Origin of the sequence: Peribacillus simplex, assembly GCF_030123325.1 — a bacterium.
Lineage (GTDB): Bacteria > Bacillota > Bacilli > Bacillales > DSM-1321 > Peribacillus > Peribacillus simplex_D.
The window spans coordinates 735,580-753,165 of sequence record NZ_CP126106.1; the positions used below are offsets into that span (position 1 = coordinate 735,580).

Sequence of the window (17,586 nt, forward strand, 5' to 3'; positions counted from 1 at the left end):
TTATTTTGAAAATATAGAAAATTTAATAATCTGTTCAGCTTTTTGTATTCCTTCTATTATGTAAAGTATCGCCTCTGTTTAAATCAGGACCTGTTTATTTTTCTGGTTGCTTTTTATATGGGAGTCCTAATATAGAAGCAGCCTGGAGAGGAATTAAATTAAAAATCAGGGTTTTAAGAGACTACAGGGAAATGCCTATGAATCCGTGTGAATTTACAGGCGATTTCATTCCCTAGTTGTTCCATTGCGTGGGGATACATGATTCATATATCCGTATAACCCCAGTATCCCTTATCGGGATTAGTATGAGACAGAGAAGTCCAGCTAATGAAGGGGAAAACAGATGAATGATTCGTATTAGTTGTGCACTGTATTACAAGATAAAGAAGGGATTTTAATCAATCTTTCTTTGCTAATAGGTGGCAGGAGGACCTTTTTAAATTAAGGATTGAATTAGAATGTCATCATGATAAATTAAAACCGGTTTAAATCCAAGGGCTTTAAACTTTTGTAATGCTTCTGGGTTGTTTTTGTTCACAAAACCAGACACTACAAGGATCCCTTTTTTTCTCACATAAGTTACTAATTCGGGTAAAAGGGATTGCAAAATTCCTTTTCCTCTATATTTCTTGTCAAGTACTACATAATTAATATGAGCCACTTTATATAAGTAAAGGTTATAACAAAGAAACCCCACTACTTTACCCTTATCATTACAAACTACGAGTACCTTATGTGACTTTTGCAATATTTCATTCACTTTATTAGGCGAAACCCGAAAATTACTTACCGTAATATCCGTTAATTTCTTGATATCCTTTTTAGGTTTCCATTCTCGAAAATACATCATGATTTCTCCTTTTGCTCTATTAGATATAACCGTTATTCACCAGAAATACATAGCTTGTACATGTGGAAAAATAACAAAAACTCTGAAATCAGTCATAATGTTTTATTAAGATGAAATTCCTTTAGAATAATTCCAAAGGAATTCCATCTTAATCTCAAAAAAGCAATCTCTTAATCCCTTTTAAATTTCTTGATAGAAGTGGGTTGCTTGATTGAAGTAGGTTCCTTGATGGATGTACCTCTATTATTGTTTAATAAATTATTTAAGATTCTCCTCAAGGCTGACCTACGGCTGTTATTTTCACTTCCAGAATTGCCATTACTGGAACCGCCAGTTCTTCTTAGCTTTTTGTTTGACACTGAAATCATCCCCTTTGTTATATAAATTTCCACATTACTAATTTATGTGTAATATTCCTTTTTGCTTGGACAAGTTCACCAATTGTTGCACGCGTATGTTATCTATTCGTAATACCAATTAATGTAATAGGATGGTATAATTGTGAAGTAATTCACAAAAAAGTGGGTGTGGTTATGATTCGACCTATTCACTCTTAAAAGAAAGCGGGTTGGTTATATGCTGAAGAAAGTGGTTTTAGCTGGCGGGACTGGTTTTGTCGGTCAATACTTTGAAAAGCATTTCAGGAATTTGGGATATGAGGTAAGGATCATCTCCAGGCAAACCCCGCATACTGGCTGGGAAGATAAAGAAGGAATAAGGGAAACGATCGATCATTCGGATATGTTAATCAACCTAGCAGGAAAAACGGTCAATTGCCGCTACAATGCCAAGAATAAGAAAGAAATATTGGATTCACGAACTGATACGACTGAAGTGCTAGGTAAGGCGATTGAACAATGTGAAAATCCTCCTTCAATATGGATAAACTCAAGTACGGCAACGATATACAGGCATGCTGAAGTTAAACCAATGACGGAGGAAGATGGTGTAATCGGTTCAGGCTTTTCCGTAGATGTTGCGAAAGCGTGGGAGCGCTCATTTTTCGATTTCCGATTACCCAAGACGAGACAAATTGCTTTACGGATCGCCATTGTATTGGGCGATGGGGGAGTGATGACCCCATATAGGAATTTGGTTAAATTCGGATTGGGAGGCCATCAAGGATCAGGAAATCAGAAATTCAGTTGGATACATATAGAAGATTTATTTAACATTGTCCTTTTTCTGAGAAAGAATCAGGAGTTGAGCGGGGTGTTCAATTGTTCATCGCCTCATCCAGTTACAAATCGTGAACTGATGGCTCATTTGAGAAAGCTCATGAATATTAGGATAGGACTTCCCTGTCCAACACCCATGCTTGAAATGGGAGCTTTCTTTATGGGGACCGAAACGGAATTGATATTAAAAAGCCGGTGGGTCATTCCAGAGAGGTTGGAAAAGGCGGGGTATGCATTTAAATTCCATCATCTTGATGAGGCTCTGGAACAGATACTGATGAATTCTTAAAATACTCGAGATTGATTGCTATAATGATAGATAGAAAATCATTAAGAGAGGGGAATCGTAAAATGAATATGACTCCATCTGAAAAAGTCGGAAGATTCACAACAGGAATATTTTCAGAGTTGGCGACTCGCAAGCAGGATGCAATGGAACGAGGGGTGGATGTTATCGATTTGAGTGTAGGAAGTCCGGATTTACCACCGCCTGATTTTGTAGTGGATACGCTTGTGAAATATGCGCAGGACCCCAATTCTTACGGGTATACGTTAAAAGGTACGCCTGAATTCAATGAGGCAGTCCGTTATTTTTATCGGATGCGTTATGGAGTGGAGCTGGATGCAGAAAGGGAAGTCCTCCAGCTGATGGGTTCGCAGGATGGCCTTGCACACTTGGCAACGGCGATGATAAACCCCGGAGATTATGTGCTGGTGCCGGATCCGGGATATCCAATTTATGAAGCAAGTGTAGAGCTTGCCGGCGGAATCATTCATCCGATGCCGCTTACTGCCGAAAATGGATTCCTGCCGCAGCTCAACGGTATTCCGGATGAAATAGTGAAAAAGACCAAAATGATGATTATCAGTTATCCGGGAAATCCTGTCACCGCCCTTGCTGATGAAACTTTCTTTTCGGAAGTCATATCGTTCGCGAAAAAGAACGAGATCATGGTGGTTCACGATTTTGCTTATTCAGAGTTGATTTTTGATGATCATCCGCAAATTAGTTTTATGTCCATTCCTGGTGCCAAGGAAGTGGGGATTGAATTTAACTCACTTTCCAAAACTTTTAATATGGCCGGCTGCCGCATTGGGTATGCGGTGGGCAATCGAGAGGCGCTGAACATCCTTGGAACGTTGAAATCACACATCGATTATGGGGTTTTTTATCCAATCCAAAAAGCTGCCGAGATGGCGCTAACTTCCAATCTTTCGCTGCTATCAGAACAGGTTAAGGAATACCAGGCCCGACGTGATGCCTTGATATCAGGTCTTGCGGAAGGTGGTTGGCATGTGCCGAAAACCTCAGCTACCATGTTTATTTGGGCCCAAATTCCTGCAGGCTGGAAATCACGGGATTTTTCCTATGCATTGATTGAAAAAGCAGGGGTAACGGTCGTACCAGGCGATGCTTTTGGGAAGCAGGGTGAAGGGTATGTCCGGATGGCCTTGGTCCAGCCGGCCGAGAGATTGAAAGAAGCTGCTGAACGAATCAAATTGTTTTTGGAGAAAAAAATTGGAGTGTAAAAAATCTAGCATTTAGTATATTCAGGTTTTAAGAACGCTTGATTGCCGCCGCTATCCATTCCGGGGAAATTGATAGAAATGGTTTGCGGACGGTGACTATCATTTTACCTATAGAGGCAGTAGCTTATTTTTAAAAGGAAGGAATCAACTGGCACGGTGAGGAGTATATAGAGCTTGAGGAAGTTGTTACTTACTTGTTAAAGTGAGGCGCTCTCTAGTGTTTTTAAAACACTACTATGAAGTTTAAGAGAAGGTCCATCCTCGGATGGGCTTTTTTATGTTTATGGGAAACTAGCGTGATAGATTATGAATGGAATTTCCGAACGTAAGATGGACAAGCCGCATAATATATAGCAAGTCCGCAACTCTTTTAAATGAAGCGGGCTTAATATGATAGAGAGGGGGAAAAGCAATGATCAACTGGAAAGTGCGTCTTAAGAATCCTACGTTTATATTCACGGTACTCCTTCCTGGGCTTTTAATATTGGCGCAGATGGTTGCCGCGTTCATAAACAATTTCATTACACCCATAGGCTTTACCATCACTGATGATGCATTGAACGGGGCTTTAGGCATCATTAACTTCATAGCGCTTACATTCTTTGGGGTCGGCGGTGTGGTCGATCATACCACTAAAGGTCTAAGTGACAGTGAAAATGCCCGACAATACGAGGAGCCTAAATAATGGACACTATTCTTTCATCTATTGAAGAGTAGAGTATACCAGATAACACCGTACCAGCTACACAACGGCGTTATCTGGTTATTTGTTTTTTGGGCAGAGATGAAAATTACGGAAAATGATTTTGGTCTAAAAACTGAAATGAAACATACATTTAAAATTGTGGTTCATTTTCAGTTTGGGGAGGAAAAAGAATGAGTTATAGTTTACCAGTTTCAAAATGGCTTGCGGCCATAGTTTTAATCGGGGCATTATTGATGGCATTCATTTTCAGTCCGGCTAATGCTTCAGCCTCTATCAATTATGGTGAGGAAGTTGCCGCTTTGGCAAAGAAGCAGGTTGGAAGCAAGTATAAATATGGGGGGACGACACCAAAAGGGTTTGATGCCAGCGGTCTTACCCAGTATGTATATAAAAATGCCGCGACGGAAATGAAGATTCCAAGAACGAGCGCGGAACAGTATAAAACCGGAAAGGCCGTGAACCAAAAAGATTTAAAAGCGGGCGATTTGGTCTTCTATGCGACAGGTAAGAAAGGGCAGGTCTCTTTTGTGGGAATCTATTATGGAAATGGTACATTTGTCGGGACCACCACCAAAGGGGTCAAGGTGGTCAAAATGAGTGATAAGTATTGGAAAGAAAAATATATTGGGGCAAAACGGGTCATTAAATAACAATCTGATGTTCAAGATGAAAAAAGTCCAGCAAAAAAAGAGCATCGAAAAACCGATGCTCTTTTTGCTGGTCATATCCGGGGGTTTTCATTCAATGATGATATCGGTTAAAACAACATTGCCATTGCGAACTTTTACGACGGCCACTGAAGGATTGGCCAATGCATCTTTCTCCATTTCCTTTGCCTTTTCTTCAGATGCGAAATAATTGTCCAGACCGTATCTGATCTGAATGGTTGCCGCATTTTGCAGTTCATATGGGATTTCCAATTCGCCTTTTAGGTAAACGCCTTTGGTGGGTTTTTCTTTCGTTACGTAATCAACCACGTAAAGTCCATCAGTGTTTTGTTTTAAACGTACATATACCTTTTTATAATCGCCCATATTTCTTTCATTGAACCCGGTTTTAATCGAGTCATCGACTTGTGATGGCTTAACGGATTCAATTTCGTATTTCAAAGCTATATAGCTGCCCCTAAACAAGTCAGTCGGATCGACCGGTGCTGTTTTGATCTTGATTACGTCTCCTGTCATTGTTGTCCAGACCGGAGGAAACGCCAAGACTAACAGAATCAAGACTGGAATGGAAAATACGATGAGTGGCCGGAATGATGGATTACTCATTGAGTTCCCCTCCTTTTTTTCGTTGATTTTCAAAGAAGAAGCCAAAACCGATAAGCATGATTCCACCAATGATGAATGTAAGCGATTTTGGCAGGAAGTCAAAGGAGTAGATGTAATATCTGAAAATCAGTGCACATATTATCACGATGCTGGTCAAACTGCCTTTTAGAATGAGATAAAGCAGAAAAACGAAGTAAGCTAAAGGAAACCAGATAGAAAACTCAAAGGTAAGGAAGAGTGCGGTAATCCCGTGTAAGATATGCCCTTGTATGTGTGTGATGTTTTGTAATTTGGCTCTTACCGGAATATAGGCAAGCACGATTCCCAATACAAACAGAATGGATAGGACAATCGTATTCGAATTTTCAAAACCCAGCTTCGGCACGAATTCCATAAGAAATAAGGCAATTGTATTGATGGCTAAAGCGTTAATGAAAAAGGTCAGATATTTAGGGTAATCGAATTTCTTTAACAGGATGTATAAAGCCGGTAGAAATATAAGAATGGCAAGCGGATAAGACGTTTCATCAACGAATATACTTCCGTTAATATAAATGAAAAGCAGGAAAGATGTAAAAAGGAGAACAAAGACATCCTTCAAATAGTATCCAATGAATACCGTACCGATCGCCCATAATAAAAAGGAACTGTTGAAATTGATGCTGATGTTAAACATCTGCTCGACTAGAAAAATCCCTGCACCAAAGATCAGGATACCTGCATAATGCAGACTTCGTGACGTTTTGGGCAAGCGTGCCTGCACCTTAACGCCAGCAAAGTTCACTCCGATGAGGCATGCAATGATAAGCAGGAATTTAACCGCTTTACTTAAATAGATCCAGTTGCTGGCTACGAAGGTCAATACGCCTAAACCTAAAAGAAGTGCCCCAATGGATAATAGAATAGTGATGAAGTTCAAATTGCCTTTTACATTATAGGAACCTAACATCCTCACTTTCTCTTGCTGGGAGATGACTCCTTCCTTTTCAAGGTAATTAAATTCATGTTCAAGAAAATCGAATTGCTTTTTTGTTATTTCTTTGTTGGCCAAAGTAACTCCTCCTTCCACATTTTACTATTATACATCGTATTCTCTTGCAGCTTTGAATATAATGCTAATTTTCTTCTACCCTTATTGGGATGCATGTAAGACCAAATAAAAGTTATAGTACCTTGCAATGAACAGTACCATGTGGTAAATTATTTACATAAGATGTATTGTTCGTTGTTCAGTACTGTTTATTGAACTATACTGAAAAACTTTTGGAAGGAGTGATGGTGCTATGAATGTACAATTTAAGAAAGGTGTCCTGGAACTGTGTGTCCTGGTCTTACTGGATAAGCAGGATCGCTATGGATATGAACTTGTACAGAAGATATCGGATCAAATTGAAATATCGGAAGGATCGGTATATCCACTTTTACGTCGCTTGACGAAGGAGGAGTATTTTACGACATATTTACAAGAATCAACAGAAGGGCCTCCTCGCAAGTATTATAAATTAACCGAAAAAGGCCGGAGATACCTTCAAGAGCTGCTGACGGAATGGCATGAATTTTCCAATGGGGTCAATCAATTAATCAAGGAAGGTGTGAACCAATGAATAAAGAACAATTTTTAAAACAATTGAATGCTTCATTAACCAGACTTTCCTTAGAGGAACGGGAAGATATCCTTCAAGATTACGAAGAGTATTTCGTAATTGGAATGGAAGAAGGAAAGTCAGAGCAGGAAATCTCAAAATCCCTTGGGAATCCTAAACAGATTTCCAAGGACCTGATGGCATCCTATCATCTTGGCCAGGTCGAACAAACGACTTCTGCAGGTAATGTTATGCGGGCGGTTTGGGCAGTCATTGGTTTGGGATTCTTTAATTTAGTGATCGTTTTGGGACCATTTATAGCATTGATCGGAGTTGTCATTGCAGGATGGGCTTCGGCGATCGCGTTCATTCTTGCTCCGTTTGGCGTCCTTTTTAACCTTGCGATAGGCAATTTTCAATTATTCGATCTTTTCTTCGCATTGGGACTATGCGGGATTGGCATTTTCATTGCCATGGGAATGTTTGTCGCTACGAATGCCTTAACTAAAGGATTCGTTCGCTATTTAAAATTTAACGCTTCCCTTGTGAAAGGCGGTTTGAAAAATGATTAATGTAAAAAAATTATCGATCATTGCACTTGTATTGTTACTGGTCGGAGTAATAGGAAGTCTGTTTACTTTTTCCCAAGTGACGAATAAGGAAACGACTACAGAGGAAAAAACGATTTCGGAGATCGTGACGGACATTCAGATCGACACGGACAATGCAAATGTTGAAATCGTTCCAACGAAGGATAAGGAGACCAGGATAGAATTGGTTTCAAAAGGGATGGATGTTTCCAAGTTGGATTTCACTGCCGATGTGGAAGGAAAGAAGCTTTCGGTACAATTAAAGGATCGACGTACCTTTAGCTTTGGTTTTCATATTCAATCCATACATCTAAAGGTGTATGTGCCTGATGAATCTTATAAATCCTTTGTCATCGAATCCGATAATGGAAAATTGCAATTATCAGGATTGAAAAGTGAAAATCTGAATGTGAAATCTCAAAATGGCCGGGTGGAATTAAAGGATATAATTACCGAAAAAGTTGAAGTGAAATCTGCTAATGGAAAAGTAGACCTTAATAATGTGGAGGGAAAACTGGTTGGGTCATCGAATAACGGTAAAATTACTTTGGTCACGAAAGACTTGGATAGGGAGATCGACTTCGAAAGTAATAATGGTAAAATCATGATCAAAACGGAGAATGAACCGACAAATACAACTTTCGATGTTCATGTTGACAATGGAAGAGTGGATATCCTTGGTAAGTATGAGGGCGATACTGTCATTGGCAAAGGTGAGAACTTAGTGAAATTGGAAACGAATAATGGGAAAATCGAGATAACGAAATAGTCGTGAAGCATGAAAAAGCCGATCCAACTGGAATCGGCTTTTTTCATTTATGCGGCCATTTCATCTTCATGAACAGCAGGTGTTTTATAATAAGGCTCTTTTCGTAAAGATTGTTGTTTTTAAAACGAAACGATTTAAGGTTGATTGGAGCGGATGTGCGAGACTCCTGCGGGAGCAGCGGGACAGGTGAGACCCCACAGGCGTTTACGCCGAGGAGGCTCACCGCCCGCCCCGTGGAAAGCGAGCATCTGGAGGGGAAATCAACCACACCGCTTTACTTGGTAAATAGCAACAAAGTATGCGAAAACAGTCTATAATAATGTCAATTTAGAAATGAACCATAAACAGAAGCCAATATTTGTTGGAACAAAGTACAGACCGTCCGATAATAGAGAAGATGCAGTGGTTCTTCCGTTTTTTATGTTATCACAGATTTGGTGATTCTCTGGAAGCGGATCCCTTTCTAAGAAAAAACATTTATAGTTTTTCCTTTTAGATGTTTAGAATTATAATTATGGAAAGGATAATTATGTTAAAAGTAAAGAGTGTAAGTCCGCCATCAAATCTAAGGAAAAGATTTTAATGAAAATGACTTCAAAAGTATGGGGGCTGTAGTATGAAATTCAATAAGTTGTCATTGGATATATTTAAATATATGATCTTCACTCGCAAGAAAAGGGAAAAGGACTATCTGAAGAAAGGATTCGAAGAGCAAAAAAAGGTTTTTAATATAGTGGAAAGTTCTAGGGATATTATCTACTGCTACGAATCAATCCCAAGTTCCAAATTCAGATATCTAAGTCCATCCATCAATACGCTTTTAGGTCAAGGAGTCTTGGAAGAAGCATACAATGACCCTTTCTCGCCTTTTGAAAGGATACATCCTGATGACTTTGATATCCTAAATGAAAAGATATACGTTGGGATTGATTATACTAAGCCTGTCATTCAACGCTGGAGAGATATCGAGGGGAATTATTGGTGGTTCGAGGAATATGCTACACCTATATATGAAGAAGAGAAATTGGTAGCCGTTCAAGGAATCATCCGGAATATTGATGAAAGAGTGAGATTCATACAGGATATTGAGTATCAAATGTCCCATGACCCATTAACGAATATCCATAATAGACAGTTTTTCGATAAAATATCTGCCAAATCCAATCTTGATTTTGACACTCCGGTTGCCATGATATTGTGTGATCTAGATGATCTGAAATTTATGAATGATACGTATGGTCATAAGAAAGGGGATGAATTGATTAAAGAAGCGGCCAATCTATTGAAACGGATTTTCTTGGACATCGCTGTTGTAGCAAGAGTGGGAGGCGATGAGTTTGCCATTCTGCTGATTGATAGAAGCAAGCGAGAAGTAGAATCTCTTTGTGAATTATTAAAGGAAGAAATCCTTCTGCAAAACTCCCTAAAAAAAGGCCCTCACATCAGTATGTCATTCGGGCATGCTTACCGTTCGCATTCCAAAGGGAATATGGATAGCCTATTCATGGAAGCGGATCAAAAAATGTTTCAAGATAAACGGCGAAGAAAAGAACAGAAACTCGTTCGGGCTGGTAGATGAAAGATATGGGATACAATAAGCTAGGGCAATACCACCATTCCTCAATAGCAGAATGGATGATACCTGGACGGTTTAATAGAATCAATGTTATGGATGCATTACTGCCTGGCGAACCTAAATCGTTAGTTTACATAAGGAAGGTAAGTGGACGGAAACGGACATATAGGCATTTCGTTATGAAGGGGGAGCCCAGTGTCATACTGGGCTTTTATTTATATATATATTTAGGTATACGAAATAAAACATTCGCTTATTTAAACCAATTTTAGTAAACTGGCAATGACTATTTTATTTAGAAGGTGAAGGGATATGAGGGAAACCTTAGTGGATGAACGGGTAAGCGGCACCGATAAAATCTGGACACGTGATTTCATCCTGATCTGTTTGGCAAATATGTGCATCTTCATGGGGTTTCAAATGACGATGCCGACCCTCCCGCTGTTTGTTGAGCAGCTTGGCGGTGACGACCGCCTGGTGGGGGCTGTCCTTGGAATCTTCACTTTTTCGGCCTTGCTTGTTCGGCCATTTGCCGGCAGATTATTGGAGACGAAGGGAAGACGCATCGTTTTTTCTGCCGGATTAGCCATTTTTGCATTGTCCGTGGGTTCCTTCGGGTTTATGGGGAGCATCGGCCTGTTATTCATGATGCGGATTGTACAGGGCGTCGGATGGGGATTTTCTTCAACGGCATCAGGAACGATTGCTTCCGATATAATTCCTGCGAAACGGCGTGGCGAGGGGATGGGGTATTATGGATTATCGGGGAACTTAGCACTTGCATTCGGGCCATCATTGGGTCTTTTTCTAGCTACCGTCATTCCGTTTCAAGAGCTGTTTTTGATTTGCTCTTTATTAGGAGTGTTTGCCATCATTGCAGCATCACTTATTCGGTATCAAAAAGTGGAAAGTGATCCTTCGGCGGCTGTCAGAGCCAAAAGGTTTGATATATATGAAAAAAGTGCCCTACAGCCATCTTTGCTCATTTTCTTCATCTCCGTTACCTTCGGTGGAATTGCAACCTTCCTTCCGCTATACACAGCGGAAAAAGGTGTAGATGGCATTCAGTGGTACTTTTTAGTATATGCAATGGCCCTCATGGTCACGAGGTTATTCGCGGGTCGATTATATGACCGAAGGGGACATCGAGCCATATTCGTGCCTTCAACATTACTCATCATGGCCGGGATGCTGCTGCTTGCGTGGATGCCGAGTGAAGCGGTCCTTTACATGGCAGCAGTGCTTTATGGATTTGGATTCGGTTCTGTCCAGCCGGCGCTGCAGGCATGGTCGATTGAAAAGACGCCACCAAATCGGAAGGCGATGGCGAATGCAACATACTTTTCATTTTTCGACCTTGGAGTGGGCATAGGTGCCATCGTGTTCGGGCAAATAGGCTTCCTCTTCGGCTATAGGAGCATCTATATCACGGCAGCGGCCTCGATTTTCATTTCAATAATCGTTTATTTATGCATCATCAGGAGCGAGGATAAAATAAAATCAATGGAAAGACGTTGAATGGCTTCAATAGAAGTCATTCTTTTTTTGAGTCAGGAGGAACACCACTGTTTTTATAACACCCTTATTTTTCAATAAATGTAAAAACTTTGTTATTATCGAAAAGAGAATATACATAAGATGATAAAGGTCTATTTGAAGGAAGGGGAATCTTGGGATGAATGATTCTTCAAACGAAGAAATGACATTAGAAAGAAGGAAGCTCATTTTCCAAGAAGAGCTGGATGTTTTATGGGAAAGGCGACTTATCCCTAAATCAGATTATATCCGGATTAGCAGGGCATATAATCGGCATTTGCAATTAGCCCTCCATAAACAAAAGCGCTTAGAGCATGGAAAGGAGAAATCCATCCAAGGACATGAAACGATTGTCGGTGAAAGTGCCGAGATGAAGGCTCAAGATAGCCTGATTGAAGAATCTTCATTGAAATTACGTGAATTTAGTGGAGTGAACGAAACGATAACGAAAGATGAGAAGACCTTGTATGAAACTAATGAATCAGCTTTCGAGGAAAGTCTTGAACCTGTCAAGGAGATCACTGATAGGAAACCTGTTATTCAAAAGCAGGCCATCAAGCGGGAGAAATCGGTAAAACCGGCAAAGCCGAAGAAAACACCTGAGCAAATCAGGGAACGGAATATCTCCGTCATCCTGCTCACCGGGGTCATATTGCTTCTGTTCGGCGGGTTGATTTTAGCAACTTCCTCATGGGGGGATCTGAATGCGGTCCTGAAAGTTTTCTTCATTGGGATGGTTTCCGTCATTTTTGCAGGAATGGCCTTCATCGCTTCGAAGCTGAAAATTGAACAGACGGCTTTTGCATTCCTGACACTAGCGGGTTTATTCATTCCGATTACGATTTTATCAGCTTCATATTATCGGATTTTTGGAGAGTACCTTTCACTTAATGGTGGGGGGAGGGGGCTACTGGGGTTTCTTGGGGGATTACTCTGCTTAGCGATTTATTGTAAGATTGCTGACTATTTTAAGTCGAAAATATTCATTTTCATTTCGATATTCACGTTTGGCATTACCTGCTATTTCGGATTGGCCTTTGTGACTCCTACTATCGAGTGGATGTTTTTAGCGATTGGCATTCTTAATTTAATTCTGTTATGGAATATTGAGCAATTGAAAAATCAAAAAGCATTAACGTTATTCAAACCATTCATTTTTCAATTCATCCAGTTTAAGATCATCGTGGAAGCCTTTGTGATCCTGACGTTATTTTCAAGTAACTTGGTGTACTCGCTAACGTTGATGGTCTTTTCTATTTTGTTATTAATTTTTTCGGTCAAGTTCCAAAAAAAATATTATGAAATGGCTTTTAGCGCCGTTTTTACGTATGGATATATCCATTTTGTTTTTAACTCATTTTTAAGTGAATACATGGTCATTGCTTTTGCGCTTGTACCAATCATTTTCACTATGCTATCGAAATATCTGGCTAAATCCAAAATGATTAAGCTTTCCAAGAACTTCATGTTCACCGGTTTGATTGAGAGCGGGATCGTTGTCTTATATAGTAACGCGATGGTGTACCAGGAGAACTATGCGCAAATATTCATCGCGCTCATGATAGTATCCGCTCAGCTTGTACATGTTTCCCTTCAATCGAGAAATTCAAGCTTCACTTACCCGGCTGTTGTTGTATTCGACTTAGCGTTCCTGTATCTTTTCTTTGCCTTGCCAGTCTCTTTTTCTACCATTTTAAATCTTGTTTTCGTTCTTCAGGTCATTCAATATGTTGGAGTATATTTATATAACCGACACCCAAGGTACAGCCTTTTTAAAAAGAGTATCTTACTTATCTCCCCAATGATCATGTTAGTGATAATGACCAGTAAATTGAGCGAAATGGATTGGCTTGCAGTTAGTGCCTCCCTCGCCATGGTCTCTGGGCTTTTCTTCATCACATATATAAAAGACGAATCAAAGCATATGAAGGAAAACGCCATATACGGATTTCCAATCACATTAGTACTGGCTTTGGTTGCTTTCTATCCATATTTGTTGGAGAGTTTAGAGTGGGTCCGGTCAAATATAACGCTCAGCGTCTATTTAATGGGGGTTTCACTGATTTCCATCGGTGCAGCTTACACATTTAGAAGGGGTTATCATAAATTCTATCCTGTTTTTGCTTATAGCTCACAAATTCTTTCCTTCCTTTCCTTGGTATCGATTCCATTCGATTCACTGAAGCCTTTGGAGGAAAGCGGAGTCATTGCCATAGCTACGGCAATAAACGGTTGGTCCGTCCATATACATCGGAAGCACATATTCTGGGTGCCTGTCGTGATTACAAGTGCCAGCCTATATGCTTCACTCTACGATGTTTTTGATTTGAGTTCAATGGTATTGAAGATTGCGTTTGTGCTGCTAGGTCCTATTATCTTTTTCCTTTTAGGAGAATGGCTTGGGAAATATTCGGGAAAAGGGAAATTGTACTTCCGATATACTAGTCACCTTGCCAACTTACTGGCGATTCCCATTGGATATTTGCTCATTGTTAATACGGAAAGTTCACCATCCCTATTTGCTGCACAACTGTTGATTTATATGTTGAGTGCTTTAAGAGCACATGTGAAATGGGAAAAATACGTCTTTACTTACCTAGGGTTTTCGACCCTTTTCATGCAGGTCCATTTATTTTTTGCAAACGTGGGACAAATGGCATTCATTAAATCAATATCCATGATGATTACAGCAGGACTTATAACCATTCTGTGGTCGGTTTCCAATCAGAATTGGAAAGGCATCATGGAGTATTATTTTATTCCATTCATTCATTTAGGAATAAGCATATCCATATTGGAAACGGCAATCCGTGATTTTCCGCTTAACAGGGAATTGGTATGGGCAGGAGTGATGACTGTACAGTTCTTGTTTGCCTGGTATCTGCTCATGAAAAGGAATTGGCGGAACTATATTGTTGTTCCTCTAAGCCTGGCGTTCATTTTTTATAATATGTATGTAAATACATTACCTTTGATTATGGCGATAATCGTATTGCTTGTATGCATGACTTTGATGGTGATGGCTAGCAGACGCCATTTCAAAGGATTGGTCAACCAAGAGGAAACGAAGAGAGTCATTGATTATTATCGGATTTTTGGCTTGTTATATCTTTGCACTCTGAATCTGGAAGTGTTTATGAGCGATACAGGTTCTGCAGTTTTGGGGATTTTTGTCTCCCTGCTGTTGCCTGGCTACTTCATCCTTATGGGAAGATTCACGATCCATACGAAAGAAAAAGGCATTTATTCGGGAATAGCGGCCATCACCGGACTTTTTCCGTTCCTCAATATCATGGACTTTGCCCATGCACTCCCAATCATCACGAGTTTGGCAGTTCTATTTGGCTGTATGGCAGGAATGCTGTTGTTAAGCAGGCTGTATTCCAGCTGGTTACTCAAGAAAAACGGATCAGGCATCATCAGCTTTGACCCTTTCAGGATCTATGGTTTATTCTTTTTGATCGATATGAATGTGGAGGCTTTTAATGATACTAAACATCAGTTACTCCGAGTCTTTGTATCGCTTCTGTTAACCGCCTATTTCATTTTCCTGAGAAACTTGACAGCGGAAAAGCCAGAAAGGAAAATCTATTCCAATATTGCTGCACTAGTCAGTCTGTATCCCTTCCTTAACATCGTCGGCTATGCCGACAGCCTATCGGTTGAAATGGGATTGATGTTCCTTTTCGGATGTATGTCAGGGATGCTGCTTTTAAGCCGGCGTTATTTCGATGGTTTGATCAAAAGGGAAGAAACAGGCATTTCCATCGATTCATACAGGATATATGGCCTGCTGTTTTTACTTGACATGAATAGGGGAATTCCAGTAACTGAAACATCAAGCCAGTTACTCCAGGTTGTCGTATCGCTCTTGATCACGGTTTACTTCATCTTGATTGGAAGTTTCACAAAGGATGTAAAAGAAAAGGGGATCTACGTTTGGCTGACGGGAATTTTCAGTTTGTATCCGTATTGGACCATCATCATGTACGCGGACACATTACAGCCTTTCGTTGGAGCGGCAGTCCTTTTTTGGTGTACGGCCTTGATGGTACTGCTAAGCAGGAAATTCTTTAAAGGCTTTCTTGATAAAGGCGAGGCAGGACTTCAATTGGATTTTTACAGAGTCTATGGTCTGCTCTTTCTTCTTGCCATGAACATGGATGTTTTGACGGGGGGACCAGCACATTTCATTTTGGAATTCCTCGCGGCACTTCTGATTCCGGCCTATTTCATTTTGATGAGAAACACGACTATAGGAATGCTGGAAAGAAAAACCCAGATGGCTGCAGCGATATTTTTCAGTCTATATCCGTATTGGGTCATTGTCGATCGGCTCACGATACCTCCTGTACTTGAGGCGGAGGTGAATATTCTGCCGCTGTTCATTGTCAGCACCACTCTGCTGAGGAAAATCTTTGTTAAAGGCAAAGTCACACAATATATCGAGAGTGGTATTGTTTTCCTCTTGTTTTCAGCCTTGATCATTGATGCAATGGCAGGCAACACCTTATATGATGCGCTCATTATCGGCACGGTGTCGTTGTCAGCAATGCTCTTTGGATTCATGATGAAATACAAATCCTATTTCATCGCTGGAACCGGGACCATTTTATTCAATGTCTATATGAATACCAATTCGATGTGGGGCGAGATGCCATGGTGGCTGTATTTAATCATCGGCGGAGGGCTGCTTATCGGAATTGCATCTTTCTTTGAATGGAAAAAACAAAAAGACAACCGGACATCGAAGGAGGTTCTTGAGAAAAATAAACAAAGGATAAAGAATTGGTTCAATCGGTGGAATTAATGAAAAAGGAAAATTGGGCAAAATAAAAACGCTTGGGCATACCAAGCGTTTTTTGTGGAGCTCAAGACGAGCAAGAGCTGCATGAAGAACAGCTTGAATTGGAATCAGAACTGCTGTCATGGGAACCGTTATGCCCCCCATGATCGGCATGGCCGGATCCCGAGGGAACTGTGTTCGATTCATTCCCGAAAATATCTTTAAATTCACTGTCAAAATCATCGGTGCTTGCATAAGTGAAATAGGCAGGAGCCGCGTAGTCCGTCTGGTCGTACGTTTTCCGCCAATTCAAATCTGTCATGGGGCGATTTTCTTTAAATTGGGAAGTGAAAGATTCAAAGGTCTGTTCCGCTTGTATACTTGTCGGTTTCCGCATATATTTCTCTTTTAACTGCTCCAGCTCCAACGTTTCAAAATCGCGGAGAAGCGTTTGCCCTTTATCATGTTTGAAAAATTTGCCCCATTTTTGAATGGAATGGGAGTCCACCGTAAATAGCTGTACATAGTAAAAATCAAAAAGAGTGCGTTCTTCGGGTTTGAAAACAGGTTCTGAATGAGGATGGTGCTGAATGGTCCTACCGATGAAAGCCTGGCAAAACTCATCATATTCTTGTCTATATTTCAGCATGATATGCCACAACTCATCGATGACTGAATTAAACATTTCAACTTTTCCAAACACTGCAGCCATAATCAAGTAGCGTTTCAATTCCCGCCATGCCTGATTGACCTTTATCTGTGAGTCCCGTGGATGCTTCAGGCGGAATTCAGCATTGACCTTTTCCATATAATTAAAATCCAGTGCTTTATTAAGCTTTTCTATCAATGCTTCTGAAACGATTTCCGTTACATGCAGATTTAAATTTTCAGCATGGTATTTACGGAATTCATTTTGATAGCGTTCTAATTTAGCCGGTTCACTTAGCCCTTTAACGAAATTGATCAGGAAAACAGCAAAAATTGCCGCAAGAATGACATAAAAGAAGGTCATTTTTGTTCACTCCTCTTAATCTATGGATATATTACTTTAATTTTATCTTACATGTTATTGGAAGGGATTGTAAGTTTTTTTGTACGTAATGTTCCATTTACGGAAATCGATTAAGCTGTTGAGGTTGCATGCAAAAACTCTGAAACGGTTTCGTCATTTGCTTGTCATGTAAGGGAATTTCAATCAAAAATCAAGC

The 17,586-nt window shown here is 40.2% G+C and carries 14 protein-coding genes; 10 read left to right on the forward strand and 4 right to left on the reverse strand.

Annotated elements, in window-relative coordinates; all coding sequences use genetic code 11:
• Positions 1–436: 436 nt before the first annotated feature.
• Positions 437–847 (reverse strand): GNAT family N-acetyltransferase, encoded by a 411-nt coding sequence (locus QNH43_RS03460; protein WP_283916820.1) that lies wholly within the window; start codon positions 845–847, stop codon positions 437–439.
• A 579-nt stretch (positions 848–1,426) separates the two neighbouring features.
• On the opposite strand from QNH43_RS03460, the gene QNH43_RS03465 reads away from it, so the two are divergent.
• From QNH43_RS03465 to QNH43_RS03480, 4 genes are all read left to right on the forward strand, one after another.
• Positions 1,427–2,317, forward strand: coding sequence for a TIGR01777 family oxidoreductase (locus QNH43_RS03465; protein WP_283916821.1), 891 nt, complete (start codon positions 1,427–1,429; stop codon positions 2,315–2,317).
• Between the two features lie 62 nt (positions 2,318–2,379).
• Positions 2,380–3,558 carry an LL-diaminopimelate aminotransferase gene (locus QNH43_RS03470; protein WP_283916822.1) on the forward strand — a complete coding sequence of 393 codons (1,179 nt, stop codon included), beginning with the start codon at positions 2,380–2,382 and terminating at the stop codon, positions 3,556–3,558.
• Positions 3,559–3,970: 412 nt separating this feature from the next.
• Entirely contained in the window at positions 3,971–4,243 is a 273-nt protein-coding gene (locus QNH43_RS03475; RefSeq protein WP_048687232.1) for a phage holin, read from the forward strand.
• Positions 4,244–4,434: 191 nt separating this feature from the next.
• On the forward strand, positions 4,435–4,914 hold the full coding sequence (locus QNH43_RS03480; protein WP_283916823.1) for a C40 family peptidase: 480 nt from the start codon (positions 4,435–4,437) through the stop codon (positions 4,912–4,914).
• A gap of 87 nt (positions 4,915–5,001) precedes the next feature.
• Here QNH43_RS03480 and QNH43_RS03485 read toward each other — a convergent pair whose 3' ends face one another.
• Together QNH43_RS03485 and QNH43_RS03490 are read right to left on the reverse strand one after the other, a co-directional pair.
• The gene (locus QNH43_RS03485) at positions 5,002–5,538 is read right to left on the reverse strand and encodes a GDYXXLXY domain-containing protein (RefSeq protein ID WP_283916824.1); all 537 of its coding nucleotides are present in this window, start codon (positions 5,536–5,538) and stop codon (positions 5,002–5,004) included.
• Positions 5,531–6,589, reverse strand: coding sequence for a DUF2157 domain-containing protein (locus QNH43_RS03490; protein WP_283916825.1), 1,059 nt, complete (start codon positions 6,587–6,589; stop codon positions 5,531–5,533). Before QNH43_RS03490 ends, QNH43_RS03485 begins: the two co-directional genes overlap by 8 nt.
• Before the next feature lie 232 nt (positions 6,590–6,821).
• Between QNH43_RS03490 and QNH43_RS03495 the strand changes: the two genes are divergently transcribed.
• From QNH43_RS03495 to QNH43_RS03520, 6 genes are all read left to right on the forward strand, one after another.
• Positions 6,822–7,142, forward strand: coding sequence for a PadR family transcriptional regulator (locus tag QNH43_RS03495; protein ID WP_283916826.1), 321 nt, complete (start codon positions 6,822–6,824; stop codon positions 7,140–7,142).
• Complete coding sequence (locus QNH43_RS03500) at positions 7,139–7,693, forward strand: DUF1700 domain-containing protein (protein WP_283916827.1); 555 nt, start codon at positions 7,139–7,141, stop codon at positions 7,691–7,693. The genes QNH43_RS03495 and QNH43_RS03500 overlap by 4 nt, the downstream gene beginning before the upstream one ends.
• Positions 7,686–8,480, forward strand: a complete 795-nt coding sequence (locus QNH43_RS03505; protein ID WP_283916828.1) for a DUF4097 family beta strand repeat-containing protein — start codon at positions 7,686–7,688, stop codon at positions 8,478–8,480. Before QNH43_RS03500 ends, QNH43_RS03505 begins: the two co-directional genes overlap by 8 nt.
• A 616-nt stretch (positions 8,481–9,096) precedes the next feature.
• A complete protein-coding gene (locus QNH43_RS03510) occupies positions 9,097–10,059 on the forward strand; it encodes a sensor domain-containing diguanylate cyclase (protein ID WP_283916829.1) in 963 nt (320 codons plus the stop codon).
• Between the two features lie 309 nt (positions 10,060–10,368).
• The gene (locus QNH43_RS03515) at positions 10,369–11,574 is read left to right on the forward strand and encodes an MFS transporter (RefSeq protein ID WP_283916830.1); all 1,206 of its coding nucleotides are present in this window, start codon (positions 10,369–10,371) and stop codon (positions 11,572–11,574) included.
• A 157-nt stretch (positions 11,575–11,731) separates the two neighbouring features.
• The gene (locus QNH43_RS03520; protein ID WP_283916831.1) at positions 11,732–16,402 is read left to right on the forward strand and encodes a hypothetical protein; all 4,671 of its coding nucleotides are present in this window, start codon (positions 11,732–11,734) and stop codon (positions 16,400–16,402) included.
• A 61-nt stretch (positions 16,403–16,463) separates the two neighbouring features.
• Here QNH43_RS03520 and QNH43_RS03525 read toward each other — a convergent pair whose 3' ends face one another.
• Positions 16,464–17,390 carry a UCP032817 domain-containing protein gene (locus QNH43_RS03525; RefSeq protein WP_283916832.1) on the reverse strand — a complete coding sequence of 309 codons (927 nt, stop codon included), beginning with the start codon at positions 17,388–17,390 and terminating at the stop codon, positions 16,464–16,466.
• Between the last annotated feature and the right edge of the window lie 196 nt (positions 17,391–17,586).

Coding starts and splice junctions, on each gene's coding strand:
- QNH43_RS03500 (WP_283916827.1), top strand. CDS start 7,139: ATGAATAAAGAACAATTTTTAAAACAATTGAATGCTTCATTAACCAGA.
- QNH43_RS03505 (WP_283916828.1), top strand. CDS start 7,686: ATGATTAATGTAAAAAAATTATCGATCATTGCACTTGTATTGTTACTG.
- QNH43_RS03460 (WP_283916820.1), bottom strand. CDS start 847: ATGTATTTTCGAGAATGGAAACCTAAAAAGGATATCAAGAAATTAACG.
- QNH43_RS03520 (WP_283916831.1), top strand. CDS start 11,732: ATGAATGATTCTTCAAACGAAGAAATGACATTAGAAAGAAGGAAGCTC.
- QNH43_RS03480 (WP_283916823.1), top strand. CDS start 4,435: ATGAGTTATAGTTTACCAGTTTCAAAATGGCTTGCGGCCATAGTTTTA.
- QNH43_RS03510 (WP_283916829.1), top strand. CDS start 9,097: ATGAAATTCAATAAGTTGTCATTGGATATATTTAAATATATGATCTTC.
- QNH43_RS03465 (WP_283916821.1), top strand. CDS start 1,427: ATGCTGAAGAAAGTGGTTTTAGCTGGCGGGACTGGTTTTGTCGGTCAA.
- QNH43_RS03475 (WP_048687232.1), top strand. CDS start 3,971: ATGATCAACTGGAAAGTGCGTCTTAAGAATCCTACGTTTATATTCACG.
- QNH43_RS03470 (WP_283916822.1), top strand. CDS start 2,380: ATGAATATGACTCCATCTGAAAAAGTCGGAAGATTCACAACAGGAATA.
- QNH43_RS03525 (WP_283916832.1), bottom strand. CDS start 17,390: ATGACCTTCTTTTATGTCATTCTTGCGGCAATTTTTGCTGTTTTCCTG.
- QNH43_RS03485 (WP_283916824.1), bottom strand. CDS start 5,538: ATGAGTAATCCATCATTCCGGCCACTCATCGTATTTTCCATTCCAGTC.
- QNH43_RS03515 (WP_283916830.1), top strand. CDS start 10,369: ATGAGGGAAACCTTAGTGGATGAACGGGTAAGCGGCACCGATAAAATC.
- QNH43_RS03495 (WP_283916826.1), top strand. CDS start 6,822: ATGAATGTACAATTTAAGAAAGGTGTCCTGGAACTGTGTGTCCTGGTC.